Source organism: Methylobacterium sp. DB0501 (assembly GCF_011043735.1).
GTDB lineage: Bacteria > Pseudomonadota > Alphaproteobacteria > Rhizobiales > Beijerinckiaceae > Methylobacterium > Methylobacterium alsaeris.
Genome location: NZ_JAAKGV010000004.1, coordinates 262913 through 289216 on the forward strand (window position 1 = coordinate 262913; position 26304 = coordinate 289216).

A 26304-nucleotide genomic window follows, 5' to 3' on the forward strand; every position below is an offset into this window, starting at 1 on the left:
CGATTATCCTCCTGAGGTGACGATGGCCCGCATGATCGCCTCCTGCGAGGCTTCACCCGCGGGGAGTTCGCCGACGATGCGGCCGCGGTTCATGACCAGGATGCGGTCGCACATCCCGAGCAGTTCCGGCATCTCGGACGAGATGATCAGCACGCCCTTGCCCTGCCGGGCGAGGTCGTTGATGATCGCGTAGATCTCGTACTTGGCGCCGACATCGATGCCGCGGGTCGGCTCGTCGAGGATCAGCACGTCCGGATCGGCGAAGAGCCACTTGCTCAAGACGACCTTCTGCTGGTTGCCGCCCGACAGGTTCACCGTGGCTTGGTCGATGCCCGACGAGCGGATGCGCAGGCGCTCGCGGTAGCGCTCCGCCACCGCCCGCTCGCGGTCCTCGTCGATGACGCCCTTGGCGGCGACGCCCGCGAGGTTGGCCAGCGACACGTTGGTGCGGATGTCCTCGTGCAGCACCAGCCCGTAGCCCTTGCGGTCCTCGGTGGCGTAGGCGAGGCCGGCGCATATCGCCTTCTCGACGCTGCCGAGATCGGCCGGCTGACCCTTGAGGCGTGCCTCGCCGGCGACGCGCTGGCCGTAGGCGCCACCGAACAGGCTCATGGCGAACTCGGTCCGCCCGGCGCCGAGCAGGCCCGCCATGCCGACCACCTCGCCGCGGCGGACCGTCAGGCTCACATCCTCCACCGCCAGCCGGTCGGGGTGGAGCGGGTGGCGCACGCTCCAGCCTTTCACCTCCAGCAGCGGCTCGCCGATCGAAACACCTTCCCGCGGCGGATAGCGGTGGGCGAGGTCGCGCCCGACCATGCCCTTGATGATCCGGTCCTCGTCGAGTTTTCCGTCCGGCCCCAGCATCGCCTTGCGCGGCAGCGTCTCGACGCTGGCGCCGTCGCGCAGGATCGTGACGCTGTCGGCGACCCGGGCGATCTCGTTGAGCTTGTGCGAGATCAGGATCGAGGTGATGCCCTGCTCGCGGAAGGCCTCCAGCAGGGTGAGGAGCGCCGCGCTGTCGCTCTCGTTGAGCGAGGCGGTCGGCTCGTCGAGGATGAGGAGCCGCACCTTCTTCGACAATGCCTTGGCGATCTCGACCAGCTGCTGCTTGCCGACGCCGAGATCGGTCACCAGGGTCTCGGGCGCCTCGTTCAGGCCGACGCGGGCGAGGAGATCGCGGGTGCGCGCCATGGCGAGCGGCCAGTCGATCACCCCGAAGCGCGACGCCGCCTCGTTGCCGAGGAAGATGTTCTCGGCGATCGACAGCAACGGCACCAGGGCGAGTTCCTGGTGGATGATGATGATGCCGAGCGCCTCGCTGTCGGGAATCCCCGAGAAGCGCCGCTCCTCGCCGTCGAACAGGATGTGGCCGTCATAGGAGCCGGCGGGGTAGACCCCGCTCAGCACCTTCATCAGGGTCGACTTCCCGGCCCCGTTCTCGCCGCAGACGGCGTGGATCTCGCCGGCGCGGACGGCGAGGGTGACGTTGTCGAGCGCCTTCACGCCCGGGAACGCCTTGGTGATGCCGCGCATCTCCAGGATCGGAGAGGTTCCGGGCACCACCGCCGAGGCCGGGGACGCCGCCATCACTTGACCTGCGACGCCTTGTAGTAACCGCTGTCGACCAGGGTCTTCTCCCAGTTCGACTTGTCGACCGTCACCGGTTTGAGGAGGTAGGACGGCACCACCTTGACGCCGTTGTTGTAGGTCTTGGTGTCGTTGACCGGGACCTGGGCGCCGGACGAGATCGCGTCGACCATGTCGCCCGTCACCTTGGCCAGCTCGCGGGTGTCCTTGAACACCGTCATGCTCTGGTCGCCGCGGATGATCGCCTTGACGGAGGGGATCTCGGCGTCCTGGCCGGTGATCACCGGCATCGGCTGGTCGGGGGAGCCGTAGCCGACCCCTTTGAGCGACGAGATGATGCCGATCGAGATGCCGTCGTAGGGCGACAGCACCGCGTCGAGGCGCTTGTTGCCGTAGAAGGCGGAGAGAAGGTTGTCCATGCGGGCCTGGGCCGCCGCGCCGTCCCAGCGCAGGGTCGAGACCTTGTCCATCCCGAGCTGCTTGCTCGGGACCGTCAGCTTGCCGGAATCGATGTAGGGCTTCAGCACCGACATCGCGCCGTCGTAGAAGAAGTAGGCGTTGTTGTCGTCGGGCGAGCCGCCGAACAACTCGATGTTGAACGGCCCCTTGCCGTCCTTCAGCCCGAGCTTGTCGACGATGTAGCTACCCTGCAGCACGCCGACCTGGAAGTTGTCGAAAGTGGCGTAGTAATCGACGTTCTTCGAGCCGCGGATCAGGCGGTCATAGGCGATGACCTTGATGCCGCGGTCGTTCGCCTGCTGCAGCACGTCCGACAGGGTGGTGCCGTCGATCGCCGCGATCACCAGCACCTTGGCGCCGGTGGTGATCATGTTCTCGATCTGCGACAGCTGGTTGGGAATATCGTCCTCGGCGTATTGCAGGTCGGGCGTGTAGCCCTTGGCCTTGAGCGCCTGGACCAGGCCCTGGCCGTCGGCGATCCAGCGCGCCGACGACTTGGTCGGCATCGAGACGCCGATCTTGCCCTTCTGCTGGGCGTAAGCCGGGGTTGCGAGCATCGCGGCAGCCATCAGGGCTCCGCCGACGAGGGCGACGAACGACTTCATGTGTCCTCCCAAATCCCCGCATCTTGGTCGCGCGGGGCTGCCGGTGAGTGGTGCCCGGCAGGATTGCGTCCTGCCATTCTGCCGGGGGTGGTGTTTCTGTCGTGTGGCCGAGGGGTGAGAACAGCCTGGTACTTCCGCCGGGGGAAACCCGCGCCATGTCCGGCTACGAACTCCTTGGTGAGGGCCGGCGCGCCGGCCCCTTCACACCCACCCGCCATCCACGACGTAATGCTGGTTGGTGCAGGCTCCCGCCTCCTCCGAGGCGAGGAACACCGCGAAGCGGGCGACGTCCGCCGGGACCAGCTTGCGCTTGAGGCACTGGCGGGCATTGATCTCGGCGTCGGATTCCGGGGTCACCCAGAGGGCGAGCTGGCGCTCGGTCATGATCCAGCCCGGCGCCAGCGCGTTGACCCGGATGTTGAAGGGGCCGAAATCCCGGGCCAGCGAGCGGGTGAGTCCGATCACTCCCGACTTGCAGGCGGTGTAGGCGGCCATGCCGCCCTGGCCGATCATCCACGAGACCGAGCCGAAATTCACGATCGCGCCGCCGCCCGTCGCCTTCATGTCGGGCAGGACGGCCTGGGCGGCGAAGAACTGGTGCTTGAGATTCACGGCGATGCGGCCGTCCCAGTAGGCCTCCGTCACCTCCTCGGTGGCATGGCGCTCGTCATGGGCGGCGTTGTTCATCAGCACGTCGACGGGGCCGAAGCGGTCGCGGATGCGGCCGATCGCGGCCTTCAGGGCCGAAATGTCGGTGACGTCGGCATGCTCGAAGGCGACCGCGAGGCCTTGGCTCCCCAGCTCGGCGGCCAGAGCCCGCGAGGGATCGTCGGCGATGTCCAGGAAACCGACCCGGGATTTCTGCCGGGCGAAGTGCCGGACCAGCTCCGCCCCGATGCCGGAGCCGCCGCCCGTCACCACCACGACCTTGTCCGCAAGGTCCGGATAGATTGCCGCCACCGCTTCCTCCCTGAAGCCCGCCGGATCGCTCGACGCGCTGAAAATCATTTAATATGACTATTCCAGCGGTCCGGCCCTTATCGCGGAATCCTGACGCGTGGGCAAGAGGCGAATGACGCGGGGAGGATGCAACCTTGGATGAGATCGGCGCCGGGATCGTACGACCGCAGGGTCCGGGTCACGCCCGGGTGGCGCGGGCGCTCGGCACCGGCATCGTCGGCGGGCGCTTTCCGGAGGGCGCCGTGCTGCCCGGCGAAGCGGCCCTGCTCTCCCGCTTCGGCGTGTCGCGCACGGTTTTGCGCGAGGCGGTGAAGACGCTGTCGGGCAAGGGGATGGTGGAGACCCGCACCCGGGTCGGCACCCGGGTGCGCGAGCGCGCGGCCTGGAACCTGTTCGACCGCGACGTGCTGGCCTGGTGCCTCGAGGCCGGGATCGACCGGCGCTTCCTGCGCGACCTCGCCGAGATCCGCCTGGCGATCGAGCCGGCGGCGGCGGCGCTCGCGGCCGAGCGCCGGACCGACGGAGACGTCGCGCGCCTCGAGGCCTGCGTCGCCGCGATGCGCGACGCAGGCGGCCTCGACCCGGCCTTCGCGAGCGCCGACCTCGCCTTCCATCTCGCGCTGGCGGATGCCTCCGGCAACGTCTTCATGCACTCCGTCGGCGCCGTGACCGAGGCCGCCCTCGACGTGGTCTTCCGGATGAGCCGGCCGACCGATCCTGCGGCGCACGAGACCTCCTGGCGCGCCCACGCGGCGATCGCCGCGGCGATCCGCGCCGGCGACCCCGCCGCCGCCGCCCGGGCGACCGAAACCGTGGTGCGCGACGGGCTGCGGAACGGCGCCGCGGCGGTGGAGGCCGCAGACCCCGCGCCCTACCCTTGTCCGGCCAGTCCGGTCCCTTGAGGAACCTCCGAATGAGCACCCACGATCCCGTCCCCGTCGGCGCGATGCCGGATGGCAGCCCGATCCTCGAGGCGCGGCTGGAAGGCGACGGACTCTCGGTGGCGATCCTCAGCCTCGGCGCGGTGATCCGCCGGCTCGATGTCGATGGGCACCCGATGGTGCTCGGCCGCGACGACCCGCACGACTACGTGACGAAGACCCCGCAATGCGGCGCCATCGTCGGTCGCTTCGCCAACCGCATCGCCGGCGGGCGCTTCACCCTCGACGGGATCCCCTACGCCCTCGACCGCAACGAGGCCGGCCGCGCCCACCTGCATGGCGGCGCGACGGGCTTTTCACGGCGCAACTGGACCTTCGCGGAGGTGAGCCCGCGCAGCCTGACCCTCGCTTACCACGCCGGGGACGGCGAGGAGGGCTATCCGGGCGCGCTCGACGCGACCTGCACCTATGCCGTCGCCGGTCCCGGCACCCTGCGCATCACCCTGACGGCGACGACCGACAGGCCGACGCTCGTCAACCTGACGAACCACACCTACTTCAACCTGCTGTTGCCCCCCGAGGGCTTTCCGGCCCCGACGGTCGACGACCACGTCATCGAGATCCCGGCCGAAGCGTATCTCCCGGTCGACGATGACCAGATCCCGACCGGCGCGATCGCCCCGGTGGCGGGCACGCGCTTCGACCTGCGCCGCCCGACGCGCATCGGCGACCAGGCCTTCGACCACGCCTTCGTGCTCGGCCGCGAGACCGTGGCCGAGCCGCGCCCCGTCGGCCGGGTCACCGCTCGGGGCAGCGACGTGGCGCTGACGGTGCTGGCGACCGCCCCGGCGTTGCAGTTCTACGACGGCACCCAGCTGCCCAAGGCGGGTCTCGGCTTTGCCGCCCGCTCCGGCCTCTGCCTCGAACCCGAGGCGTTTCCCGATGCGCCGAACCACCCGGATTTTCCGAGCGCCGTGCTGCGCCCGGGCGAGACCTATCGCCAGATCATCGCGTACCGCTTCACCAGGGAGACCATCCGATGAGCGGCTGGGCCGGCATCTTCTGCGACCGCGCCTGCCTGCTCGGCGAGGGTCCGGCGGCGCATCCCGGCCTCGGTCGGCTCTACTGGCTCGACATCCTCGGCAAGCACCTGTGCGAGCGGCCGTTCTCGGGCGGCGCGACCACGCTCCACGACCTGCCGGTGATGGCCTCGATGGTGGCGCGGGTCGACGATTCGACCCTGCTGCTCGGGGCCGAGGACGGGCTGTACCTGCGCGACGTCGCAACCGGGCGGATGCGCCTCCTCACGGCCCTCGAAGCCGACCGGCCCGAGACCCGCTCCAACGACGGCCGGGTCCATCCGAGCGGTGCCTTGTGGCTCGGCACGATGGGCAAGGGAGCCGAACCGGGTCTCGGGTCGATCTACTGGTTCTTCCGCGGCGAGATCCGAACGCTGTTCACCGGCCTCACGATCCCGAACGCCATCGCGTTCACGGCCGACGGCACCGGCGCCCTCTTCGCCGATTCGGAGGCCGGCACGATCTGGCGCGTCGCCACCGACCCGGAGACGGGCCTGCCCACCGGCGACCGCCGGGTCTTCGTGACGATCCCTCCCTCCGAGGGCGCGCCGGACGGCGCGGTGATCGACGGAGAAGGCCTGGTCTGGAACGCCCGCTGGGGCGGCGCCAGCCTCGACGCCTACGCCCCCGACGGCACGCGGGTGCGCAGCATCGCGATGCCGGCGCGCCAGGTGACCTGCCCGGCCTTCATCGGCCCGGACGCCGACACCCTGGTGGTCACCTCGGCGACGGCGGGCCTCGACCCGGACCGGAGCGACGACCGTTTCGCCGGGCTGACCTTCACGGTGCCGGTGAAGGTGAAGGGGCGGTTCGAGCCGGCGGTGCGGGTGGCGTAGCGCAGGCCCGCGGCCGCCTCGTCAGGGGCGCCAGCAATCTGCACCGCCGCCTGACGGCCCGGCCCATCGTGCCGCCCCGGTCGCCCACGAGGCGATCGCCCGGAAGGAGCGCCCGATCGCGTTGCCATCGTGCGCTGCTCCCGGTCTCTGCTCTAACGCTTGGGCGTCGCGATCCGCTGGTCGGCCAGCGCGTTGTCCTGCGCCACGCGGTCGCGGATGTCCGGCGGCACGCAGACGTGGTCGGACGGGACGACGCCGCGCCAGACGAAGCCCTGCTTGCAGGTATCGGGCCCGTAGGCTCCCCCGCCGGCGCGTCGCGAGGCAGCTTGCGCGTTGTCGCCGGCGGCCTGGCTTCGGATGTCGGGCGTCACGCAGACATGGTCGTCCCCGATCGCCTCGCGCCAGACATATCCCTGCTTGCAGGTGTCGGGCCCGTAATCCTGCGACGGGGCCGGCCGCCGCTGCGCCGCGAGGGCGTTGTCGTTTCTCGCCTGCTGCCGGACCTCCGGCGTCACGCAGACGTGGTCGTTCGCGGTGGCCTCCCGCCAGACGAACCCTTGCAGGCAGGTATCCGGACCGGAGGGTCCCCCGTTCGGCGACCGGCGGGCGGCGGCCTGGGCGTTGTCGGATGCGGCGGCCTGGCGCGTCGCGGGCGTCACGCAGACATGGTCGTCCTTCGTGGCCTCGCGCCACACGAATCCCTGCTGGCAGATGTCGGCCTGATAGGCGGTCAGTCCTTGCGAGACTTTGCCGATCCCGATGCACACGCCGCACGCGTACTTGCCGCAGGAATGCCAGTCTCCCTTCGGCGGGACGTTCGAGCCGTTGTCGCAGATCATCACGATCCCGTAGCAATCCGTTTGCGTGGACGTGACGGGGCAACTCTGCGACGCGTTTCCGCACAGGACCTTGTGCCCCGTGACGCAATATCCCCCGTCGCCGGAATCGCTGACGCCCTTCCTGATCTCGCCGGGCCGGCATTCCCCCGCGCAGAACGGCGCCGTGCCGCGCCACGTATCCGCCAGCGATGCCGTGCACGGCACGAGGCCGAGAACGAGCGCGCCGACGACCACGCGAGCCGCCGTGATCCATTGGCGTAACCCGATCATTGCTTCAGCCTCCCGAAGCCAGCAAGCTGGAATTTTCAAGCAATCCGATCGTAGCGTCAGGAAGGGATCGATTCTTCATCAAATTTTGCACGAAGACACAATTTTCCCAGCCTCTACACCGTCAAAAACAACAAATTTGATGGACTTAACGCGGGTCGCCATCAGGCGCATTCAACCATTGACTCTCGAATCGGGAGCGTCGCAGTGACCGAATAAATTGCACAAGAACGATAATCGTTCTAAACAAACATATGATTTCAGCAATCGCACTATCATATTTTCATGGTCAATTCATAGGATAATTATTGCCATCCCAAATTATCATTGGAGATGAGCCGGTTTCCGAGGCCGTCGTTGCGAGAGACGTGATGCCCGGCGGCGGCGCATAGGCCGGTGTCGTGTCCCGTGGCGCTGCAATCGCACGCGGATCTAGGCGTCGTGAAACACCGTGAACGCCTCCACCGGCTCCCGCTCCGCCCGCAAGCCGTTCACCGGCTCGTCCGGATCGGCGAAGCCCAAGGCCATCCCGCACACCACCATCTCGCTCTCCGGGATGCCGAGCTGCCCCCGCACCACCGCCGGGTAGCTGGCGATCGCCGCCTGCGGGCAGGTGTCGAGGCCGCGGCCGCGGGCGGCGAGCATCAGGGTCTGGAGGAACATGCCGTAATCGAGCCAGCTGCCCTGCTCCATGTCGCGGTCGATGGTGAAGACGAGGCCGACCGGGGCGCCGAAAAAGGTGAAGTTGCGGCCCATCTGGCGCTTCGCGCCCTCGCGGTCGCCTTTTGCGATACCGGCGAGGCCGTAGAGCTGCCAGCCCAGCGCCCGGCGCCGGCCGAGATACGGGTCGCGCCAGTTCACCGGGTAGTACTCGTATTCCCGCGCCTCCGGCATGTCGCTCTCGTGGGCGGCCGAGAGGGCGTCGGTGAAACGCGCGAGCGCGGCACCGGTGACGACGTGGACCTTCCAGGGCTGGATGTTGCTGCCGCTCGGCGCCCGGCCGGCCAGCGCGATCAGGTCGCGGATCGTCCCGATCGGCACCGGGTCGGACCGGAAGCCCCGGACGCTGCGCCGGCCGGTGATCGCGTCGTCGACGGCGTTACGCTCTGTCATGCGGGTCTCCCTCCCCTCTTGATGCCGCCCTCCCCTCTTGGTGCCATGCCGCGGGCGCCGCTTCCAGCCGTGCTGCCGATCGGGCATGGTGCCGGACCGCCTGAGGAACGCAAGACAGCCCCGTGAACAACGATCCCCGCTCGCACGGCCTCTGGGAGAGAACCGCCCCGCCCGCCCCCGAGACCCAACCCCTGCGCGGCGACGCCGTCGCCGACGTGGCGGTGGTCGGGGCCGGCTATACCGGCCTCTCGGCCGCCCTCCACCTCGCGGAACGCGGCGCCCGGGTCGTGGTGCTGGAGGAGGAGGCGGTCGGGTTCGGGGGATCGGGGCGCAATGTCGGCCTCGTCAATGCCGGGTTGTGGGTGAAGCCCGACCTCGTGCCGGCGGCCTTGGGCCGAGAGCGCGGCGAACGGCTGCTGGCGCTGCTGGGCGCGGCACCGGCCGCCGTCTTCGATCTCGTCGCCCGCCACGGCATCGCCTGCGAGGCGGAGGGCGCGGGCACGCTGCACTGCGCCGTGGGAGCCGGGGGCCTGTCCGACCTGGAGGAGCGCGCCCGGCAATGGCAGGCCCGCGGCGCGCCGGTGCGCCTTCTCGACGCCGCGGAGGCCGCCCGGCTCACCGGCACGCGATCGTATGCCGGCGCGCTCCTCGACGAGCGCGCCGGCACGATCCAGCCGCTCGCCTATGCCCGCGGCCTCGCCCAAGCGGCGCTCGCCGCAGGAGCCGCAATCCGGACCGGCAGCCCGGTCACCGGCGTCACGGAGGATGGCGGACGCTGGCGCCTGGCGACGCCGGGCGGCACGCTGACGGCGGACTGGGTCGTCGTCGCCACCAACGCCTATACGCGGGCGCCCTGGCCGGAGATCCGGGCCGAGATCGCCCACCTGCCCTACTTCAACATCGCGACCGCGCCGCTCTCCGACAACCTGCGCGGCACGATCCTGCCCGGCCGCCAGGGCGCCTGGGACACCAAGGCGGTGCTGACCTCGTTCCGCCTCGACGCCGCCGGCCGGCTCGTGATCGGCAGCGTCGGCGCCCTGCGCGGCACGGGCGCCGCATTGCATCGGGCCTGGGCGCGGCGCACGCTGCGCCGGCTCTTTCCGCAGGCCGGCGACGTGCCGTTCGAGGCCGAGTGGTACGGCCGTATCGGCATGACGGCGGACGCCCTGCCGCGCTTCCATCGCCTGGGCCGGAACGTCGTCTCGTTCAGCGGCTACAATGGCCGCGGCATCGCGCCCGGCACCGCCTTCGGGCGGGTGCTCGCCGATCTCGTCGCCGGCACGATCACCGAGGACGAACTGCCGCTGCCGGTCACGCCCCCGGTGCCGATCGGCTTCCGGGTGGCGCGGGAACTCGCCTACGAGATCGGTGCGCAGGCGGTGCATCTGGGCGAGGCACGGTTTCCGGGGCGGGTGACGCCGCAAGGTTGACCGTCCGTCCGGAATGTCCGCACGACGTCGATGGCGCCCCTACGCGTCATCCCGGCGCCGCGAAACGGAACCCGGGCGTCATAACCGCTGGCGTTGCAGGACAACTTGAGGGTGGCCTGCTTCGCTCATCCGTGTCGGCGGTCATGGATTCCGGCCCATCGGCCACGGCGAGCCGCGGAACGAGGCGGGATTTCATCAATGGATCTGTGACTTATCCATGGAACATCGTGTTCCGCCCCGATCGATTCGGCGTTACCCCGAGAGGATGCGGTGGCACACGCCCACGGATTAAACCGCTCCGGCCCTCACGGCTCTTCCCTCTGGCCCGCCACGTGCTAAGCGCGACCGCCGGGGAGACGCCCGAGAAGGAGTTTTTCGTGATGCTGTCGCGCAGATCGCTGGCGGGCCTGGCCGGAACAGGCATCCTGGGGGCCGGCACCCTCGTGGCGGGAGCCGCCGCCGTCGTCTCCTCGCCGGCCCTGGCGCAGGACGCTTCCGAGAGCGCCTTCGACCGGATCCGGCGCACCAAGAAGCTGCGCACCGCGGCGGTCGCCGGCGGGGCGCCGTACTACCAGAAGGACATTGCCAGCGGGCAATGGCGCGGCTTCTACGTCGACATGGCGAAGGCGCTGGCCACCGAACTCGAAGCGGAACTGGAACTGTCCGAGACCACCTGGGGCAACGCGGTGCTCGACCTCCAGGCCAACAAGATCGACATGTTCTTCGGCCTCAACCCGACCCCGAAGCGGGCGCTGGTGGTCGATTTCTCGGTGCCGGTGTTCAGCAACGCCTTCACGGTGATCGCCAAGAAGGGCTTCTCCCCGAAGACCTGGGCCGAGCTGAACAGCCCGGACGTCAAGCTCGCGGTCGATGTCGGCTCCTCGCACGACGCCGTGGTGACGCGGCTCTGCCCCAAGGCCCAGATCGTGCGCTTCAAGTCCGCCGACGAGGCGACGCTGGCGCTCTCGACCGGCCGGGTCGACGCGCAATGCCTGATCCTGATGCTCGCGCTGACCGTGCTGAAGAAGAACCCGGCTCTGGGCCAGCTCGTGGTGCCGAACCCGGTCTTCGCCACCACCTCGAATGCCGGCTTCCGACGCGAGCGCGACAAGACGCTGCGCGATTTCGTCAACACCTGGATCGACTACAACAAGGGGCTGGGCTTCATCCGCCAGACCATCGTGTCGAACATGGAGCTGGTCGGCGTCACCGAGGCCGACATGCCGGCCGGCGTCTCGCTGTGATGCGACGGGGGCGCGGAGCGGTCTGACATGTACAATTGGGATTTCGGCTCGCTCTGGACCTACCGCTGGCTGTTCGCCCAGGGGCTCGGCGTCACCGTGGCCTTCACGGTCGCGATCGTGGCGATCGGGCTCCTGGTCGGCCTCGCCGCCGGCCTCGCCAAGCTGTCCGGCTTCGCGCCCCTGCGCTGGCTCAGCAACGCCTATATCGAGGTCTTCCGCTGCACCCCGCTCCTGGTGCAGCTGGTGTGGTTCTACTACGCCCTGCCGATCCTCGCCGGGATCGAGATCTCGGCGATCGGCGCCTCGGTGCTGGCCCTGTCGCTCTATGGCGGCTCGTTCTACGCCGAGATCATCCGCGGCGGCATCGTGTCGATCGACCGCGGCCAGAGCGAGGCGGCGGCGGCCCTCGGCATGACCCCGGCCCAGAGCCTGCGCCGGATCATCCTGCCCCAGGCGCTCAAGCGCATGGTGCCGCCGCTGATGAACCAGTCGATCATCCAGTTCAAGAACACCTCGCTGGTCTCGGTGCTGGCAGTGCCCGACCTGCTCTATCAGGGCCAGGTCGCGGCCCATGACAGCTACCGGCCGCTGGAGATCTACACCCTCGTGGCGGTGCTCTACTTCGCGGCGCTCTACCCGCTCACCTGGATCGTGCGCCGGGGCGAGAAGCGCCTGGCCACCAGCGATTGAGGCTCGACGCCATGACGGATCCGACCGGCCGGGCCAAGACCGAGGCCAAGGTCGAAGCGAAGATCGAGATCGCGCATCTCGCCAAGAGCTTCGGCACCCATGCGGTGCTCAAGGACGTGTCGCTCGCCGTGCCGGCGGGCGGCGTGGTGGCCCTCATCGGGCCGTCGGGCTCCGGCAAGTCGACGCTGCTCCGCTGCATCAACCTCCTGGTGGTGCCGGATGCGGGCGAGGTCCGGGTCGGGGACGACGCCTTCCGCTTCGGCCCCGGCACCAAGCTGCCCGGAACGAGAGCCCTGGCGCGGTTTCGCGCCAATACCGGCATGGTGTTCCAGCACTTCAACCTGTTTCCGCACCTCACCGCGCTCCGGAACGTCATGGAGGGGCCGCTCACCGTGCAGCGCCTGCCTAAGGCGGAGGCCGAGACGCGGGCCCGGGCGCTGCTCGCCAAGGTCGGCCTCGCCGACAAGGCGGAGCAGTATCCGAGCCGCCTGTCGGGCGGGCAGAAGCAGCGCGTCGCCATCGCGCGGGCGCTGGCGATGGAACCCGAGGTGATGCTGTTCGACGAGGCGACCTCCGCCCTCGATCCGGAGCTGGTCGGCGAGGTGCTGAACGTGATGCGGGCGCTCGCCGCCGACGGCATGACCATGGTGATCGTCACCCACGAGATCGCCTTCGCCCGCGAGGTCGCCGACCGGGTGGTGTTCCTGCGCGACGGCGTCGTAATCGAGGAGGGCCCGGCCCGCACCCTGATCGACGCGCCGCAGCACCCGGACACGCAAGCCTTCCTGGCGCATTTCCATCGCCGCGGCGAGGCGCTGGCCGGATGACCCGCGTCACGCTCGTCACGGGAGCGGGCAGCGGCATCGGCCGCGCCACGGCGCTGGCGTTGGCGGCGCCGGGCCACGCCCTCGTGCTGCATAGCGGCAGCAACGCCGCCGGCCTCGCGGAGGTGGCGGAGGCGGCCCGCAGCCGGGGCGCCGCGGTCGCGACCTGGCTCGGCGACCTCGCCGATCCGGAGACCGGCCCCCGCGGCGTGGCGCTCGCCGCCGGGACGTTCGGACGCCTCGACGCGGTGGTGGCCGCCGCCGGCAAGGCGCAGCGGGGCGGCGCGCTCGCGCTCGATGCGGCGGATCTGGCGCGCGCGCTCACCCTGTCGGCCGAGTCGTTCCTGCACCTCGCGCAAGCCGCGAGCCCGCTGCTGCGGGCCGGCACCGCGCCGCGGATTGTCGCGGTGTCGTCCTACGTCGCCCATCTCTACCGGGCCGATCTCGGCCTGTTCGCGGCCTCCGCCGCCGGCCGCGCCGCCCTGGAGGCGCTGGTGCGCAGCCTCGCCCGCGAGCTTGCGCCGGACGGCATCACCGTCAACGCGGTGGCACCGGGCCTGACCCGGAAGGATCCGGGCCGCGGCGGGGCGCTGCCGGCGGAGGCGATCGCCACGCTGGAGGCCGCCATCCCTCTCGGGCGGCGGGCCGATCCGGCGGAGATCGCCGGGCTCGTCGCCTTCCTGGCCTCGCCGGCCGCCTCCTACGTCACCGGCCAGGTCGTCCACGCCGATGGAGGGCTTACGTGAGCCGCGATCTGATCATCGAGAACCTGCGCGTCGTCCTGATCGAGAGCCCGATCAGGATGGCGCGCCGCCAGGGCGTCGGCGACGTCAAGGGCAGCGTCAAGCGGGTGCTCCTGCGCCTGACCACCCGCGAGGGCGTGGTCGGCTGGGGCGAGGCCGCGCCGTGGGAGGTGTTCACCGGCACCGCCGAGGGCGCCTTCGCGGCCCTCGACACCTACTTGCGCCCGTTGATCCTCGGCCGCTCGGCGCGCGGCGTGCGGGCGCTCGCCGCCGACCTCGACCGGGCGCTCACCGGCCACACCGACGCCAAGGCGGCGGTCGAGATGGCCCTGTTCGACATCCTGGGCCATTCCGCCGGGCTCTCCGTCGCCGAGCTGCTGGGCGGACGGGTGCGGGACACGATCCCGCTCTCGTTCTCGATCGCCGATCCCGACTTCGAGGCCGACCTCGCCCGCATGCGGGCGATGACGGCGCAGGGCCACCGGCTGTTCAAGGTGAAGACCGGGGTGAAGCCGCATGCCGAGGACCTCGCCCATCTCGAGGCGATGCGGGCGGCCTTCGGCGAGGGCATCGACCTGCGGGTCGATTACAACCAGGCCCTCGAGCCGTTCGGGGCTTTGCGGGTGCTGCGCGACGTCGAGGCCTTCCGGCCGACCTTCATCGAGCAGCCGGTGGCCCGCCGCCACCTCGACGCCATGGCGGCGCTCACCGCCGCCCTCGACACCCCGATCCTCGCCGACGAGAGCTGCTTCGATGCCGCCGACGCCCTCGAGGTGGTGCGGCGCCGGGCGGCCTCCGCGGTCTCGGTGAAGCTGATGAAGTGCGGCGGGATGCTGAAGGCGCAAGCGATGATGGCGATCGCCGAGACCGCCGGCCTGCCGGGCTACGGCGGGACCCTGTGGGAGGGCGGCATTGCGCTCGCCGCCGGCACCCAGCTCATCGCCGCCACGCCCGGCATCTCGTTGGGCTGCGAGTTCTACATGCCCCACCACGTCCTGACCGAGGACGTGCTGGACGCGCGGGTGCCGGTCGAGGCCGGGGCGGTGGTGGTGCCGCGCGGGCCGGGGCTCGGGATCACGGTGAGCGAGGCGGCGATCCGGGGGAATGCGCGGGTGCTGGCGGAGGCCTGAGGGAGGAAGCGGATCGTCCATCCCGCTCCACTCTCCCATTCCCGGACGACTGGAACGAAGTGACAGGAAATCCGGGATTCAGCCCAAGAAGTCGCGAAGCGTCGGTCTGTCTGCAGCGATGCAGCATGCGGGGCCGCTTCGCGGCAAGTCGTACGTCTGGGTCCCGGATCTCCTGCCGCCGACGCTCCAGTCGTCCGTGAAAGGGGCGCGGCTTACGATGAGCGTAACCCCCGCGAAGCCAACTGCGACCGACCTGTACCGTGCGGCCACGCGGGCCCGGGATCACGATGAAGGACGGGACGGCGGCTGCCGCACTCGCGCCGGCACTCAATGCGCCGGCGCCACCACCGCCGGCGTCGCGATGTCCGGCTGGAGCAGCGAGACGGTGATCGCCCGGGTGACGTGCTCGGCCATGCAGCGATAGCCGAGATCGGCGAGGCGGAAGCCGGCGCCGGCCTGAGCGGTATCGCCCTTGAGGGCACTGATCGCCCGCGTGGCGAGGTAGCGCATCGCCTCGTAACGCTGGACCAGCGGCACCTGCTCGCGCTCGGCGACCTTCTGGATCGCCTGGACGAACTGGCGGTAATAATCGTCCTTGGCGAGGCTCGCGGTGTATTGGGGATCGACCAGCACCACGTCGATGCCGTGCGACTTGATCCAGGCCACGGTCTCGGCCAGCGACTGCGCGAACTCCTCGATGTCGACGCGGGCCAGGGCGTCGTTGCCGCCGACCTGCCAGACCACGAGGTCGGGCTCGATCTCGGCGACCTGGTTGCGCAGGCGCTCCGCCGCCCCGAAGGCGATCTCGCCGGAGACGCCGCGGCTCTCCACCGTCACCTCGACGTCGGGCAGGGAGCGGGTGAGCGCATCCTCCAGGCGCACCGGGTAGGTGGCGGCGGTGCCGATGCCGCCGGAATTCGAGCCGATGGTCAGGACCTGGACGGCGCGGTGCTCGCGCAGGGCCTTCTTCACCGCCTTCAGCTTGGCCAGCGTGTAGAGCTTGGAGCCCGGGACCCGGCATTCGGGGGAGAGGCTGGGATCCGGCGCATCCGGGCTCGGCGCGGTGGCCTGGAGCGCAGGAATCTCGGCCAGGGCCGGTTGCGACGAGGGGGCCGGGACGTTGGCCGGCACGGCCTGCGTCGTCGCCGGGCCCTGAACTTGCGAAGGCTGAACTTGCGACGCTGGAACTTGCGACGACTGCGCCAGCGCGAGGCACGACGCCATGGCGAGGCTCACGCCGCCGAGGAGGGCCGGGGGGAGCGAGAGCGCCATTCGACGAACCATGCCGTGAAGGAGAGTGAAGCTAACCCGCATCCTACGACAAAGACGTCGGTCGCGAAACCTCCCCCGGTCCAGAAACGAATCAGCTGTGCACCGAGGCTGGCGACCGAGCCGACCGAGAACACCGCCAACGAGTTGCGCCCGAGCCCGGCGAGCTGCCGGACGAGCCAGCGCGCCCGCGGCTGGACGACGGCGAACACCGCCTGGAAGGCGAGGAGCACGCCGAGGAAGTGCACCAGCCGGGCGGGCGACAGGTACGACTTGTCGAAGATGAACAGGAGCCGCGGTTCCGGCACCGCCAGGGGGTCGGGCCGCAGGTTGAACCAGGACAGGACCGCGCCGACGATCACGATGACCACCCCGAGCGGCATCAGCCGGCGGCGCCAGACCAGGAACCGCTCGGAGCTGCGCCGCCATTCATGGGCCGCGAAGCCGAGCACCAGCAGCAATTGCCAGCACAGCGGGTTGAAGAACCAGTGCCCCTCCACCGGCCAGCTCGGGATGTTGATCTCGAAGACCAGGCTGACGGCGTAGAGCGCGACCGAGATCCCGACCGCCAGGCCGAGATGCACCCGCGACAGCAGCACGAAGGCCGGGGCGAGGCCGAGCAGCACGACGTAGAGCGGCAGGATGTTGAAGAAGCCGAGCTGATGCAGCAGCGTCACCCAGCCGACGGTGGCCTGGATCGGGTCGCTGAAGATCGGCCCGGCATTGTGCCATTCCACCAGGAGCGGGTTGTCGAGGTAGAGGGCCGCCCCCGCCAGCATGGCGAGCGCGATCGCCGTGATGACGAGTTGCGCCCGGTAGACCTCGACCATGCGCGAGAGCAGCCGCAGGATCGTGCGGAGCGCCGGTTCCGGCACGCCGTCGCGCCCGCGGGTCGCGATGCCGATCGACCACCCGGCCAGGAACACGAACAGCTCGGCCGCGTCCGAGATCCCGTACTGGGAATAGGTATAGTTCTGGAAGACGTTGCCCGGGATGTGGTTGATGAAGATCGTGATCAGGGCAATGCCGCGCCAGAAATCGACCGCATTCGGTTCACGCATGATGGTCGTGGTCCCTCTTGGGGTCTCTCTCTCGGACTTTCCCGCGGGTCCGCGCGCTCCCGTCCGGGGCGGGCGCGGGACGCCGGCCCATGAGCGCATGCAAGTTTAGCGCACGGCCCGGCCGCCGCGCGACCGGGCGGGCCGCGGCGGGATGGCCGGGGATGCCCTGCCCTACTTCACGATCCGGTCGAGGCGGTTGTTGACGAAGAAGTACAGCTCCTTCGCGCCGGGTTCGGTGTAGAGCACCTGCACCTCGCGCTGGCCCCGCCCGCTCTCGCCGACCAGCACGTCGGTCGGCGGCTTGCCCTTGAGCCGCACCAGTTCGCACTCGCCGATGCCGGGGGCGATCTCGGTGGCCGCCACCGGGACCGCACCGGTGCAGGTCCCGTCATTCGCCAGGACCGGGCCCCAGGGCGCGGCCGGCGCCGGGGGCGGCTTCGGCGCCGCGATCGTCACCGGCGGGGCGGCCCGGTCCGTGCTGCTGCACCCTGCGAGAGCGATCCCTGTCAGGGCGATCCCGATCACCGTCCGCCTCATCGTCCCTCGTCCGTCTTGCGTCCCGGGCCGCCTTGCCGCGCGGCCAGGGCCGTCTCGTAGAGGCGGAGCGCGTCGCTGCGCAAGGCCGCCCGCGAGCCTTCGCGGAAATAGAACATGTGGCCGCCGGGATAGACCGACAGGGCGAGGCGCGTCCCGTCCCCATAGGCCGGCATCTGGTCGAGGATCAGCTTGGAGGCGAAGTAGGGCGTGACGAGATCGGTATAGCCGTGGGCGACCAGCACCCGCAGGTTGCCGTCGAGGGAGAGCACCTGGCGCAGGTCGCCCACCACCTCCGGCGACGAGCGGCCGCCGCCCCAGTTCCAGCTCGCATTGACCGCGTTGTTGAGGAGTTCGTAGCGCAGGTTCGGCACGCGCCAGTTCAGGGTGCGGGCGGTGAGGTCGATCATCGCGCTCGACAGAGGCGCCAGCATCGCGGTGAGGATCGGGTCGGCGAAGCGCCCCTGGGCCGCGCTCGGGTCCGGGTCCCAGCCGGTGACGCCGGTATCGTAGGCGCTCGCCACCCGCCCCGCATCGCGGTCGGCCTCGCGCTGGTAGCTCGATCCGGCCACCCGCCCGGCCTGCCGGCGCACCAGGGCGGGATCGAGCCCGGTGAGCGCCGCCACCCGCTCGGTCATCCGGTCGGTCGCGGCGGTGTCGGCGGGCCCGCGCAGGAGATCGGCGAGGTAGGGCCCGGTGGCATAGGCCTCGATCTCGGCCATGCGGGCGGGATCGGGGGTCCGGCCCCGCTTCTCCAGTCCGGCGGCGGCCAGGGACGGCAGCCGCGTCACGGCGCCGAGGGGGTTGTGGCGCGGCGGCTGCAGATAGGCGAAATCAAGCACCGGCGAGAGCAGCACCAGGCCCGACAGCCCGATCCCAACATCGTCCTGGAGCTTGCGGGCGATCAGCGGCCCGCGGAACCCGCCGTAGCTCTCGCCGAGGAAGAATTTCGGCGAGGTGAGCCGGTCGTTGGTGCGCAGCCAGCGGGCGATCGCCGCCGACAGCACCGCGGCGTCGCTCTCCACCGCGTAGTAGCGCTTCCCGTCGTCGCCGGCGGCGCGGCTGTAGCCGGTGCCGACGGGATCCATGAAGACGAGGTCGGTGAAATCGAGCCAGGTCTCGTCGTTCGGCACCACCACGGGCGGCGCCGACGGGCTGATGCTCGGTCCGTCGAGGGGCAGGCGCCAGGGCCCGACCGCCGCGAGGTTGAGATAGGCGGAGGCCGCCCCGGGACCGCCATTGACCGCGAAGGTGACGGGCCGGGTGCCGGGCTCGCCGCCTGGCAGGGTGAAGGCCGTGAAGGCGATCTCGGCCTGGAGCTTTCCGGATTCGTCGACCAGCGGCAGGCTGCCGGCCACGGCCGTGAAGTTCAGAATGCGGCCGCCCGACAGGGTCAGGCTGTGCTGGGTCGTGGCGTCGGGGGGCAGGCGCCGGCCCTCGGACGGGCGGGCTTCCTGACGGTTCTCCTGTCGACTCTCCTGGCGGGCGGGCTGCGCCAGCACAGGGGCGGGTCCGATCAGCAGGGCCGCCGCGAGGGCGAGGATGCGGGTCGTGATGCGGGTCATGACGTCTCCTCGCGGGCGGGAGCCCGGTATGGTCAGGCCTTCTTCTGCCAGCGGCCGCGCTCGTCCTGCTGCCAGTAGGCCACGCTGTGGCCGGCCTCCTTGGCGCCGCGCCACTGCTCGCGGGCGTGCAGCAGGGCGTCCTGGTCGGTGCCGTCGAACAGGATGCAGATGCGCTGGTACTCCGCCGCATCGTCCGGCAGGGGGGCGCCCTCGACCAGGAAGCGGATCGAGGCGGCGTTCGGGTTGGCGTCGCGCAGGGTCAGCACCACCGGCTGGGTGGCGCAATCGGGGTCGCGGTCGGTGCCGTGGGGCAGGAAGCTCTCGTCGGAATAGATCCAGAGGTGGTCGTCGAGGGCCTGGAGCCGCTCCTCGCTCGTCGCCTGCACGGCGACGCGCCATTGCCGCTCCAGGGATTTCTCCAGGAGGCTCGGCAGCACCTGCTCCAGGGGCTGGCGCTGCATGTGGTAGAACAGGATCTCGGTCACGGTTCTTGGAGATAGGGCGCCCGGGGCCGGACGGCACCGGGCAGGGGAGACTCCGGCGCGGTGGGCCTCACGCGCTTGCCGCCTTTTGTGCCTGCGCCAGCAGCTTCACCAGGTCGCAGCCGGCATAGAGGTCGTGGGCGACGCCGGCGGCCCGCAAGGCGGGTTCGAGGTCGCCCGGCTTGCCCGCGAGGTAGAGGGTCGTCGCACCGGCGGCGCGCAACGCCTCGGCGGCGGGCACCGCCTCCTCGGCATAGACCGCGTCCGACGAGCACAGGCAGGCGAGCGGCGTGCCGGCGGCGCGGAACGCCGCCACCATCGCGGCGTGATCCGGGAAACCCTCGTTCGTCACCGCCTCGATGCCGCCGGCCTCGAAGGCGTTGCGGGCGAAGGTGGCGCGGGTGTTGAAGGCGCTCAAGGCCCCGAGATTGGCGAGGAAGACCCGCGGGCGCCGGCCCGTCCGCTCGAGGACCGCGTCGGAGGCGTCGCGCAGGGCCTCGTAGGGTTCGGCGAGGCGCCGGGACGGCAGCGCGCCCTCGGGAACCGGCATGGCCGCCGGGGCGGGCTTCAGCACCGCGACCGGCGCCTCGTGCAGGTCGGGGAACTCGCTGGTACCGGTGATCGGCTGGCGGCGGGTGGCGAGCTCCGCGTCGCGGGTCCTGCGCAGGGAGGCGAGGCGGTCGGACATGGCGCCGGAGCGCAGGCTCGCGGCGATGCCCCCTTCCCGCTCGATCGCCTGGAACAGCGCCCAGGCTTCCGTGCAGAGCGCGTCGGTCAGGGCCTCGAAGCCGCCGGCGCCGGCGGCCGGGTCGGCGACGCGCCAGAGATTGGCCTCGTCGAGGAGGACGTGCTGGGTGTTGCGGGCGCAGCGGCGCGCGAAGGCGTCGGGCAGGCCGATCGCCGCCGTGAAGGGCAGCACCGTGACCGCGTCCGCCCCGCCCAGGCCCGCCGAGAACACCGCGCTGGTGGCCCGCAGCATGTTCACCCAGGGGTCGCGCTTCGTCGTGCCGCGCCAGGCGGTCTCGGCGTGGAGGCGGATCGGCGCGGGCGTCAGGCCGCAGGCCTCCTCGACCCTCGCCCAGAGCCGGCGCAGGGCGCGGACCTTCGCCACCGTCAGGAACTCGTCGGCTTCGGCCACCAGCAGGAACGCCAGGGCGGCGCGGGCGCGCTCCAGGGAATGCCCGCCGGCCTCGAGCGCCCGCAGGGTCGCCAGCGCGCCGGAGAGGAGTGCCGCCAGTTCCAGCGCCTCGCCGGCCCCGGCCTCGTGGAAGGGCCGGGCATCGGCCAGGAAGGCGCGGCCGGTGAATCCGTGGGCGTCGAGGTCGCGCAGGATCGCGGCCGGATCCCAGGACGGCGCGGTGCCGGTGGCGGCCTGCACGGCGACCGGGTCGAGGCCCAGATCGATGTCGAGGCCGGAGAGGTCGTCGCCGCGGGCCTTGGCGAGGGCGAGCAGAGCCGTCGCGGTCTCCGGCCCCGCCGCGCCGGCATCGAGCCGCAGCCCGATCAGCGGCAGCATCACGTCGGCGAGCGCCGCCTCGAGGGCCTGCGGCCCGGGAAGGCCGAAGCCGCGGGCGGCCGGCGCGCCGGCGATCACCAGGGTCAGGGCGTCGGCACCGCCTTCCAGGTCGGTCAGCGCCAGGGCGTTGGCCTCCTGGGGATCGGGATGGTCGACCCGCTGGCTCACGCGCCAGCGGCCGGGGACGGCGCGGCCGGGCTGGGGCGCGGCCTCGGCCGGGGGATAGAGCGGCGCGACCCTGATGCCGTCCGGCGTGCGGCGCACCAGCCTCTTGTCGAAATCGGCGCCTTTCAGCACCCCGTCGACCAGGGCACGCCACTGCGCCTCGGTGGCGGCCGGAAACGCGGCGGCGAGCGTCGTATCGTCCATGGCGGGGTCCTCTGGCGCTGGGTCTTCTCCCTGGCGCCAGGACATAGCCGCGCCACCCGCCCTCGGTCGAGGCCCCCGAGAGTCCGGCGTCGTCCGATGGCGATCAACCGAAGACGATCAATCCGGCAAAGCCCGCCGCGCCGACCAGGATGCGCCACCAGGCGAAGAGCGCGAAGCCGTGGCGGGAGACGTAGTCGAGCAGCTTGCGGACCACGAACAGGGCCGACAGGAACGCCACCACGAAGCCGATGGCGATCAGCCCGACATCGTCCTTCGACAGGTTCTTGTAGTTGTCGAGCAGGTCCTTGGCGAAGGCGCCGGCCATGGTCGGCATCGCGAGGTAGAACGAGAACTCGGTGGCGGCGCGCTTGCCCGAGCCCATCAGCATGGCACCGACGATGGTGGCGCCGGAGCGCGACACGCCGGGGATCATGGCGAGGCACTGGAACAGGCCGATCTTGAGCGCCATCGGCAGCGAGAACTGGTGCACGTCGTCGTATTTCTGCTCGATCTCGGTCTCGTCGATGACGAGCAGCACGAGGCCGCCGGCGACCAGGGTCGAGCAGATGATCCACGGGTTGAACAGGTAGAACTTGATGTATTTCGAGAACAGGCCGCCGATGATGGCGGCGGGCAGGAACGCGATCAGGATCGCCAGGATGAACCGGCGGGCATTCGGATCCGTGGGCGCCCGCCGCAGCAGGTCGAGGATCTGGCGGAAATAGACCCCGACGATCGCCAGGATGGCGCCGAGCTGGATCAGTACCTCGAAGGTGTTGTTGGGCGATTCGAAGCCGATGAAGTGGCCGACGAGGAGCTGGTGCCCGGTCGAGGAGACCGGGATGAACTCGGTGGCGCCCTCGACGAGGGCGAGCACCACGGCCTTGCCGATGCTGGCGACGTCCATCACCGTGCTCCCCGGCCCGAAGCCGTGCCGCGGGCGGGACCGCCCGCCTTGCCTGTCGCCGTCGTCATGGTGCCTGCTCTCGTGGTCGCGCCGCGGGCGGTCGCGCGACCGCGTCCGGCGGGGAAGGAAACGGGGCCGGCTCGTGCCGCGCCCGCATCGGGCGCGCCAGGACGGCACCAGCTCTGTGGCAAGTCTTCTGTGGCAAGTCTGTGGTGGGCGGGCTCCGGAGCGGCCCGGCCCGATGGCCTAACTCGGGCCGCAGCTTGGGCCGTCATGGTTGAGGCTCGGTTACCAGCCACGTTCGCCCGTGTTAAGGATGCCGAAAGATATCCGTGTCTCGGTGACCAGACGTTAATCCTGCGGGGGTCAATCCGGACTCACACGACCCACCGCGAGCCGACCTTCCAGGCCAGCCGACAGACGAAGCGCGAAACGGCCCCGCATGGCGACGCTCCACCACTCCCCGTTCTGCCCGCATTCCCGCTTCGTGCGCCTGATCATGGCCGAGATGGGCATGGAGCCCACCCTGGTCGAGGAGCGCCCCTGGGAGCGCCGGGACGAGTTCCTGATGATGAACCCCGCCGGCACCACCCCGGTGCTGGTGGAGGAGGGCGGGCTCGCCGTGCCGGGGGGCGGGATCATCGCCGAATACCTCGACGAGACGCGGGGCCTGGGCCTCAGCGGAATCCGGCTCCTGCCGGAATCCCCCGCCGCCCGGGTCGAGGTGCGCCGCCTGCTCGACTGGTTCCTGCAGAAGTTCGACCAGGAGGTGACCGGCTACCTCGTCACCGAGAAGATCCACAAGCGGTTCATGACCTCGCAGCACGGCGGCGGCCCGCCGGACATGAACGCGATCCGGGCGGCGCGCAGCAACGTGCGCTACCACCTGAAATACATCGGCTACCTGATCTCGCGGCGGAACTGGCTGGCGGGCGGCACCTTGACCTACGCGGACCTCGCGGCGGCGGCGCACCTGTCCTGCGTGGATTACCTCGGCGACGTGCCATGGGACGAGGACGAGATGGCGAGGAACTGGTACGCGCGGGTGAAGTCCCGGCCGTCCTTCCGCAGCCTGCTCGCCGACCGGGTGGCCGGGATGGCCCCGGCGGACCACTACGCGGATCTGGACTTCTGAACCCCAAAGCCCGGCCGGCACCCGACGCCCTTCGCCGTTTCCTCGAGACCCGCGCCCGGGCTCTCGGCTTCGACGCCCTGGCGGTGACGCGGCCCGGCGCGGTCCCGGCCCTGCCCGAGCGCCTCTCCGCCTGGCTCGCCGCCGGCCACCATGCCGACATGGGCTGGATGGAGGAGCGCACGGCCGAGCGGGCCGATCCGGCTCGCCTGTGGCCGGAGGTGCGGAGCGTCGTGATGCTGGGGGTCAATGCCGGGCCGGAGGGCGACCCGCTGGCGGCGCTCGCCGAACCCTCGCTCGGATCGATCTCGGTCTATGCCAGGCGGCGCGACTACCACGGCGTGATCAAGGGCAAGCTGAAGGAGCTCGGCGGCGCCTTCGCGGCGAAGGCCGGGGCCGAGGTCAAGGTCTTCGTCGATACCGCGCCGGTGATGGAGAAGCCGCTCGCGGCGGCCGCCGGCCTCGGCTGGCAGGGCAAGCACAGCGTCCTGGTGTCGCGGGCCTTCGGCAACTGGCTCCTGCTCGGCGCGATCTACACCACCGCCGAGCTGCCCGAGGACGCGCCCGAGGACGACCATTGCGGCCGCTGCCGGCGCTGCCTCGATGCCTGCCCGACCGACGCGCTGCCGGCGCCGTACCGGCTCGATGCGCGGCGCTGCCTCGCCTACCTGACGATCGAGCATGCCGGGCCGATCCCGGCGGAGTTCCGGGCGCCGATGGGCAACCGGGTGTTCGGCTGCGACGACTGCCTGGCGGTGTGCCCGTGGAACAAGTTCGCGGCAGAGACCCGCGAGGCGCGGCTCGCGGCCCGCGACGACCTGGCGGCCCCTCCCCTCGCCGAGCTGGCGCGCCTCGACGACGCGGCCTTCCGGCTCCGCTTCGCCGGCACGCCGATCAAGCGCACCGGGCGCGACCGCTTCCTGCGCAACGTGCTGATCGCCATCGGCAATTCGGGCGATGAGGAGTTGGCCGGGGAGGCCCTGCGGCTCCTCGGCGACGCCTCCCCGCTGGTGCGGGGCATGGCGGTGTGGGCGCTCGCCCGGCTCGGGCGCCTGCCCCCCGCCCCGGCCGACGAGCGGGACCCCGACGTGCTCGCCGAGTGGGAGACGGCAAAAAACCCGGGCGTCCAGCGGGCCGCCCCTCTGGCGGGTGCAGGGCGGCGCCCTGCATAAGACCGCGTCTCCTTTGGCGAGGCTCGTCCTTTGGCAAGGCTCGGTCGCATGAACCTGTTCGTCTTCGGGCTCGGCTACACGGCCGGCCATTTCGCGGAGCGCGAGCGCGCCCGCTTCGCCTCCGTCACCGCCACCCGCCAATCGCCGGCCGCGATCGACGGGGTCGCGGTGCGGGTGTTCTCGCCCGACGAGGCCGATCCGCGGATCGCCGGCGACCTCGCGCGGGCCGACGCGATCCTGGTGTCGATCCCGCCGGATTCCGGCCGCGACCCGGCGCTCGCCGCCTTCGCGGAGGCCGTCGCGGCGAGCCCGGCGCGGTGGATCGGCTATCTCTCGACCATCGGGGTCTACGGCGACCAGGGCGGCGCCTGGATCGACGAGGCGACGCCGCCGGCTCCCACCCACCAGCGCACCCGCGACCGGGTGGCGGCGGAGCAAGCCTGGCTGGCGCTCGGGGTGCGGACGGGCAAGGCCGTGCAGGTGTTCCGGCTGTCGGGCATCTACGGGCCGGGGCGCAACGCCTTCGAGAAGCTGCGGCAGGGCAAGGCGCAGCGCATCGTCAAGCCCGGCCAGGTGTTCAACCGCATCCACGTCGACGACATCGCGACGGTGCTGGCCGCCTCCCTCGACCGCCCGCGGCCGGGGGCGGTCTACAACGTCACCGACGACGAGCCGGCCCCGCCGCAGGACGTGACCGCCTTCGCGGCCGAGATCGCCGGGCTGCCCCTGCCGCCGGCGGTCGATTTCGACAGCGCGGCCCTGAGCCCGATGGCGCGCAGCTTCTACGGCGAGAACAAGCGGGTGCGGAACCGGCTGATCCGGGAGGAGCTGGGGGTGGAGCTGGCTTTCCCGACCTATCGGGAGGGGCTGCGGGGGTTGGTGTAGCCGCCATTCTTCCTTTCCCGCTTGCCTATCGCTCGCCTGGCACCTCCGCCTGCGATCCATTGTCTGCCCGGTTCGCTTGTGGTATGCGTTACGCACTACATACCGACATGCCGTGATACAGAGCTTTGCAGATAGACGAACCCGTGCGCTTCATGAGGATGGCCTTTGTCATCCATCATGGCGCAGCTTCGAGCGGATCGCGCTACGTAAGCTCGACGCCTTGGACTCGGCACTCGCGCTCGACGATCTGCGCAGCCCACCTGGAAACAGGCTGGAGACGTTGAGAGGCAATCGCGCGGGGCAACACAGCATTCGCATCAACGATCAATGGAGGCTGTGCTTTCGCTGGACGGAGCATGGCCCCCATGATGTCGAGATCGTCGACTATCATCATTGATTGAAGAGAAGTATCATGCCTCGAATGCGCACCCATCCTGGAGAGTATCTTCTTGAGGAATATCTCAAGCCTCTAAAACTCAGTGCAAGGCAGCTCGCGGACGCGCTCGACGTGCCGCACAATCGGATCAGCGATATCGTCCGTGAGCGCCGGGGCGTCACGGCTGATACGGCACTCAGGCTGGGCCGGTACTTCGGCACCACGGCGCAATTCTGGATCAACCTGCAGGCAGCCTACGACCTTGCGAACGCACAGGCCGCGATCGACCTGTCCAAGATCACGCCGCGAGAGATACCCGAGGCTGCCTCAGCCTGATGATCCATAGCGG

26 protein-coding genes are annotated in these 26304 nt (G+C 70.6%); 14 read left to right on the top strand and 12 right to left on the bottom strand.

The annotated features are described in order from the left end of the window. Nucleotides 1-3 precede the first annotated feature (3 nt). The 3 genes from mmsA to G4G93_RS08510 form a co-directional block, all read right to left on the bottom strand. Complete coding sequence (mmsA, locus tag G4G93_RS08500) at nt 4-1587, bottom strand: multiple monosaccharide ABC transporter ATP-binding protein (protein WP_165083088.1); 1584 nt, start codon at nt 1585-1587, stop codon at nt 4-6. Beyond that, on the bottom strand, nt 1587-2651 hold the full coding sequence (gene chvE, locus G4G93_RS08505; protein ID WP_165083090.1) for a multiple monosaccharide ABC transporter substrate-binding protein: 1065 nt from the start codon (nt 2649-2651) through the stop codon (nt 1587-1589). The genes mmsA and chvE overlap by 1 nt, the downstream gene beginning before the upstream one ends. Nucleotides 2652-2852: 201 nt before the next feature. Then, nucleotides 2853-3611, bottom strand: coding sequence for an SDR family NAD(P)-dependent oxidoreductase (locus G4G93_RS08510; RefSeq protein WP_165083240.1), 759 nt, complete (start codon nt 3609-3611; stop codon nt 2853-2855). Between the two features lie 134 nt (nt 3612-3745). On the opposite strand from G4G93_RS08510, the gene G4G93_RS08515 reads away from it, so the two are divergent. From G4G93_RS08515 to G4G93_RS08525, 3 genes are read left to right on the top strand one after another with little or no spacing between them, the layout of a single operon-like run. Beyond that, nucleotides 3746-4513 carry a FadR/GntR family transcriptional regulator gene (locus tag G4G93_RS08515; protein WP_165083092.1) on the top strand — a complete coding sequence of 256 codons (768 nt, stop codon included), beginning with the start codon at nt 3746-3748 and terminating at the stop codon, nt 4511-4513. A gap of 11 nt (nt 4514-4524) precedes the next feature. After that, nucleotides 4525-5535: an aldose epimerase family protein gene (locus G4G93_RS08520; protein WP_165083094.1), complete on the top strand. Its 1011-nt coding sequence runs from the start codon at nt 4525-4527 to the stop codon at nt 5533-5535. Further along, nucleotides 5532-6407 (top strand): SMP-30/gluconolactonase/LRE family protein, encoded by an 876-nt coding sequence (locus G4G93_RS08525; protein WP_165083096.1) that lies wholly within the window; start codon nt 5532-5534, stop codon nt 6405-6407. Before G4G93_RS08520 ends, G4G93_RS08525 begins: the two co-directional genes overlap by 4 nt. A 152-nt stretch (nt 6408-6559) precedes the next feature. Here the strand turns inward: G4G93_RS08525 and G4G93_RS35510 are convergent, their stop codons facing one another. Both G4G93_RS35510 and G4G93_RS08535 read right to left on the bottom strand, forming a co-directional pair. Next, complete coding sequence (locus tag G4G93_RS35510; RefSeq protein WP_206289623.1) at nt 6560-7516, bottom strand: hypothetical protein; 957 nt, start codon at nt 7514-7516, stop codon at nt 6560-6562. A 429-nt stretch (nt 7517-7945) separates the two neighbouring features. After that, nucleotides 7946-8626, bottom strand: coding sequence for a nitroreductase (locus G4G93_RS08535; RefSeq protein WP_165083098.1), 681 nt, complete (start codon nt 8624-8626; stop codon nt 7946-7948). A gap of 122 nt (nt 8627-8748) precedes the next feature. Here G4G93_RS08535 and G4G93_RS08540 point away from each other — a divergent pair, with 122 nt between their 5' ends. From G4G93_RS08540 to G4G93_RS08565, 6 genes are all read left to right on the top strand, one after another. Further along, nucleotides 8749-10056 (top strand): FAD-binding oxidoreductase, encoded by a 1308-nt coding sequence (locus G4G93_RS08540; RefSeq protein ID WP_165083100.1) that lies wholly within the window; start codon nt 8749-8751, stop codon nt 10054-10056. A gap of 380 nt (nt 10057-10436) precedes the next feature. Beyond that, nucleotides 10437-11300 (top strand): transporter substrate-binding domain-containing protein, encoded by an 864-nt coding sequence (locus G4G93_RS08545; RefSeq protein WP_165083102.1) that lies wholly within the window; start codon nt 10437-10439, stop codon nt 11298-11300. A 27-nt stretch (nt 11301-11327) separates the two neighbouring features. Beyond that, complete coding sequence (locus tag G4G93_RS08550; RefSeq protein ID WP_165083104.1) at nt 11328-11990, top strand: amino acid ABC transporter permease; 663 nt, start codon at nt 11328-11330, stop codon at nt 11988-11990. A gap of 11 nt (nt 11991-12001) precedes the next feature. Next, nucleotides 12002-12817, top strand: coding sequence for an amino acid ABC transporter ATP-binding protein (locus tag G4G93_RS08555; RefSeq protein WP_165083106.1), 816 nt, complete (start codon nt 12002-12004; stop codon nt 12815-12817). After that, the gene (locus tag G4G93_RS08560) at nt 12814-13560 is read left to right on the top strand and encodes an SDR family NAD(P)-dependent oxidoreductase (protein ID WP_165083108.1); all 747 of its coding nucleotides are present in this window, start codon (nt 12814-12816) and stop codon (nt 13558-13560) included. The genes G4G93_RS08555 and G4G93_RS08560 overlap by 4 nt, the downstream gene beginning before the upstream one ends. 56 nt (nt 13561-13616) lie before the next feature. Further along, complete coding sequence (locus tag G4G93_RS08565; protein ID WP_165083241.1) at nt 13617-14687, top strand: enolase C-terminal domain-like protein; 1071 nt, start codon at nt 13617-13619, stop codon at nt 14685-14687. A gap of 327 nt (nt 14688-15014) precedes the next feature. Here the strand turns inward: G4G93_RS08565 and G4G93_RS08570 are convergent, their stop codons facing one another. The 7 genes from G4G93_RS08570 to G4G93_RS08600 form a co-directional block, all read right to left on the bottom strand. Beyond that, nucleotides 15015-15959, bottom strand: a complete 945-nt coding sequence (locus G4G93_RS08570) for a GDSL-type esterase/lipase family protein (protein WP_246736617.1) — start codon at nt 15957-15959, stop codon at nt 15015-15017. Beyond that, a complete protein-coding gene (locus G4G93_RS08575) occupies nt 15920-17017 on the bottom strand; it encodes an OpgC family protein (RefSeq protein ID WP_165083110.1) in 1098 nt (365 codons plus the stop codon). Before G4G93_RS08575 ends, G4G93_RS08570 begins: the two co-directional genes overlap by 40 nt. Nucleotides 17018-17188: 171 nt before the next feature. Beyond that, nucleotides 17189-17554 (bottom strand): hypothetical protein, encoded by a 366-nt coding sequence (locus G4G93_RS08580; RefSeq protein ID WP_165083112.1) that lies wholly within the window; start codon nt 17552-17554, stop codon nt 17189-17191. Further along, the gene (locus tag G4G93_RS08585) at nt 17551-19116 is read right to left on the bottom strand and encodes a S10 family peptidase (protein ID WP_165083114.1); all 1566 of its coding nucleotides are present in this window, start codon (nt 19114-19116) and stop codon (nt 17551-17553) included. Before G4G93_RS08585 ends, G4G93_RS08580 begins: the two co-directional genes overlap by 4 nt. A gap of 32 nt (nt 19117-19148) precedes the next feature. Continuing rightward, nucleotides 19149-19601, bottom strand: coding sequence for a DNA polymerase III subunit chi (locus G4G93_RS08590; RefSeq protein WP_165083116.1), 453 nt, complete (start codon nt 19599-19601; stop codon nt 19149-19151). 67 nt (nt 19602-19668) lie between these two features. Then, nucleotides 19669-21483: a methylmalonyl-CoA mutase family protein gene (locus G4G93_RS08595; RefSeq protein ID WP_165083118.1), complete on the bottom strand. Its 1815-nt coding sequence runs from the start codon at nt 21481-21483 to the stop codon at nt 19669-19671. 103 nt (nt 21484-21586) lie between these two features. Further along, on the bottom strand, nt 21587-22390 hold the full coding sequence (locus G4G93_RS08600) for an undecaprenyl-diphosphate phosphatase (protein ID WP_165083120.1): 804 nt from the start codon (nt 22388-22390) through the stop codon (nt 21587-21589). A gap of 442 nt (nt 22391-22832) precedes the next feature. On the opposite strand from G4G93_RS08600, the gene G4G93_RS08605 reads away from it, so the two are divergent. The 5 genes from G4G93_RS08605 to G4G93_RS08625 all read left to right on the top strand — a co-directional run bounded on the left by G4G93_RS08605 (nt 22833) and on the right by G4G93_RS08625 (nt 26291). Beyond that, a complete protein-coding gene (locus tag G4G93_RS08605; protein WP_165083122.1) occupies nt 22833-23525 on the top strand; it encodes a glutathione S-transferase family protein in 693 nt (230 codons plus the stop codon). Next, nucleotides 23522-24694, top strand: coding sequence for a tRNA epoxyqueuosine(34) reductase QueG (queG, locus tag G4G93_RS08610; protein WP_165083243.1), 1173 nt, complete (start codon nt 23522-23524; stop codon nt 24692-24694). Before G4G93_RS08605 ends, queG begins: the two co-directional genes overlap by 4 nt. 48 nt (nt 24695-24742) lie before the next feature. Further along, entirely contained in the window at nt 24743-25579 is an 837-nt protein-coding gene (locus G4G93_RS08615; protein ID WP_165083124.1) for an SDR family oxidoreductase, read from the top strand. A gap of 112 nt (nt 25580-25691) precedes the next feature. Beyond that, the gene (locus tag G4G93_RS08620) at nt 25692-25976 is read left to right on the top strand and encodes a type II toxin-antitoxin system RelE/ParE family toxin (protein ID WP_165083126.1); all 285 of its coding nucleotides are present in this window, start codon (nt 25692-25694) and stop codon (nt 25974-25976) included. Between the two features lie 15 nt (nt 25977-25991). After that, a complete protein-coding gene (locus G4G93_RS08625) occupies nt 25992-26291 on the top strand; it encodes a HigA family addiction module antitoxin (RefSeq protein ID WP_165083128.1) in 300 nt (99 codons plus the stop codon). Nucleotides 26292-26304: the final 13 nt, after the last annotated feature.

Coding starts and splice junctions, on each gene's coding strand:
- mmsA (WP_165083088.1), bottom strand. CDS start 1,587: ATGGCGGCGTCCCCGGCCTCGGCGGTGGTGCCCGGAACCTCTCCGATC.
- chvE (WP_165083090.1), bottom strand. CDS start 2,651: ATGAAGTCGTTCGTCGCCCTCGTCGGCGGAGCCCTGATGGCTGCCGCG.
- G4G93_RS08520 (WP_165083094.1), top strand. CDS start 4,525: ATGAGCACCCACGATCCCGTCCCCGTCGGCGCGATGCCGGATGGCAGC.
- G4G93_RS08525 (WP_165083096.1), top strand. CDS start 5,532: ATGAGCGGCTGGGCCGGCATCTTCTGCGACCGCGCCTGCCTGCTCGGC.
- G4G93_RS35510 (WP_206289623.1), bottom strand. CDS start 7,516: ATGATCGGGTTACGCCAATGGATCACGGCGGCTCGCGTGGTCGTCGGC.
- G4G93_RS08535 (WP_165083098.1), bottom strand. CDS start 8,626: ATGACAGAGCGTAACGCCGTCGACGACGCGATCACCGGCCGGCGCAGC.
- G4G93_RS08545 (WP_165083102.1), top strand. CDS start 10,437: ATGCTGTCGCGCAGATCGCTGGCGGGCCTGGCCGGAACAGGCATCCTG.
- G4G93_RS08550 (WP_165083104.1), top strand. CDS start 11,328: ATGTACAATTGGGATTTCGGCTCGCTCTGGACCTACCGCTGGCTGTTC.
- G4G93_RS08555 (WP_165083106.1), top strand. CDS start 12,002: ATGACGGATCCGACCGGCCGGGCCAAGACCGAGGCCAAGGTCGAAGCG.
- G4G93_RS08560 (WP_165083108.1), top strand. CDS start 12,814: ATGACCCGCGTCACGCTCGTCACGGGAGCGGGCAGCGGCATCGGCCGC.
- G4G93_RS08565 (WP_165083241.1), top strand. CDS start 13,617: ATGGCGCGCCGCCAGGGCGTCGGCGACGTCAAGGGCAGCGTCAAGCGG.
- G4G93_RS08570 (WP_246736617.1), bottom strand. CDS start 15,959: ATGGCGCTCTCGCTCCCCCCGGCCCTCCTCGGCGGCGTGAGCCTCGCC.
- G4G93_RS08575 (WP_165083110.1), bottom strand. CDS start 17,017: ATGCGTGAACCGAATGCGGTCGATTTCTGGCGCGGCATTGCCCTGATC.
- G4G93_RS08580 (WP_165083112.1), bottom strand. CDS start 17,554: ATGAGGCGGACGGTGATCGGGATCGCCCTGACAGGGATCGCTCTCGCA.
- G4G93_RS08585 (WP_165083114.1), bottom strand. CDS start 19,116: ATGACCCGCATCACGACCCGCATCCTCGCCCTCGCGGCGGCCCTGCTG.
- G4G93_RS08595 (WP_165083118.1), bottom strand. CDS start 21,483: ATGGACGATACGACGCTCGCCGCCGCGTTTCCGGCCGCCACCGAGGCG.
- G4G93_RS08600 (WP_165083120.1), bottom strand. CDS start 22,390: ATGGACGTCGCCAGCATCGGCAAGGCCGTGGTGCTCGCCCTCGTCGAG.
- G4G93_RS08605 (WP_165083122.1), top strand. CDS start 22,833: ATGGCGACGCTCCACCACTCCCCGTTCTGCCCGCATTCCCGCTTCGTG.
- G4G93_RS08615 (WP_165083124.1), top strand. CDS start 24,743: ATGAACCTGTTCGTCTTCGGGCTCGGCTACACGGCCGGCCATTTCGCG.
- G4G93_RS08625 (WP_165083128.1), top strand. CDS start 25,992: ATGCCTCGAATGCGCACCCATCCTGGAGAGTATCTTCTTGAGGAATAT.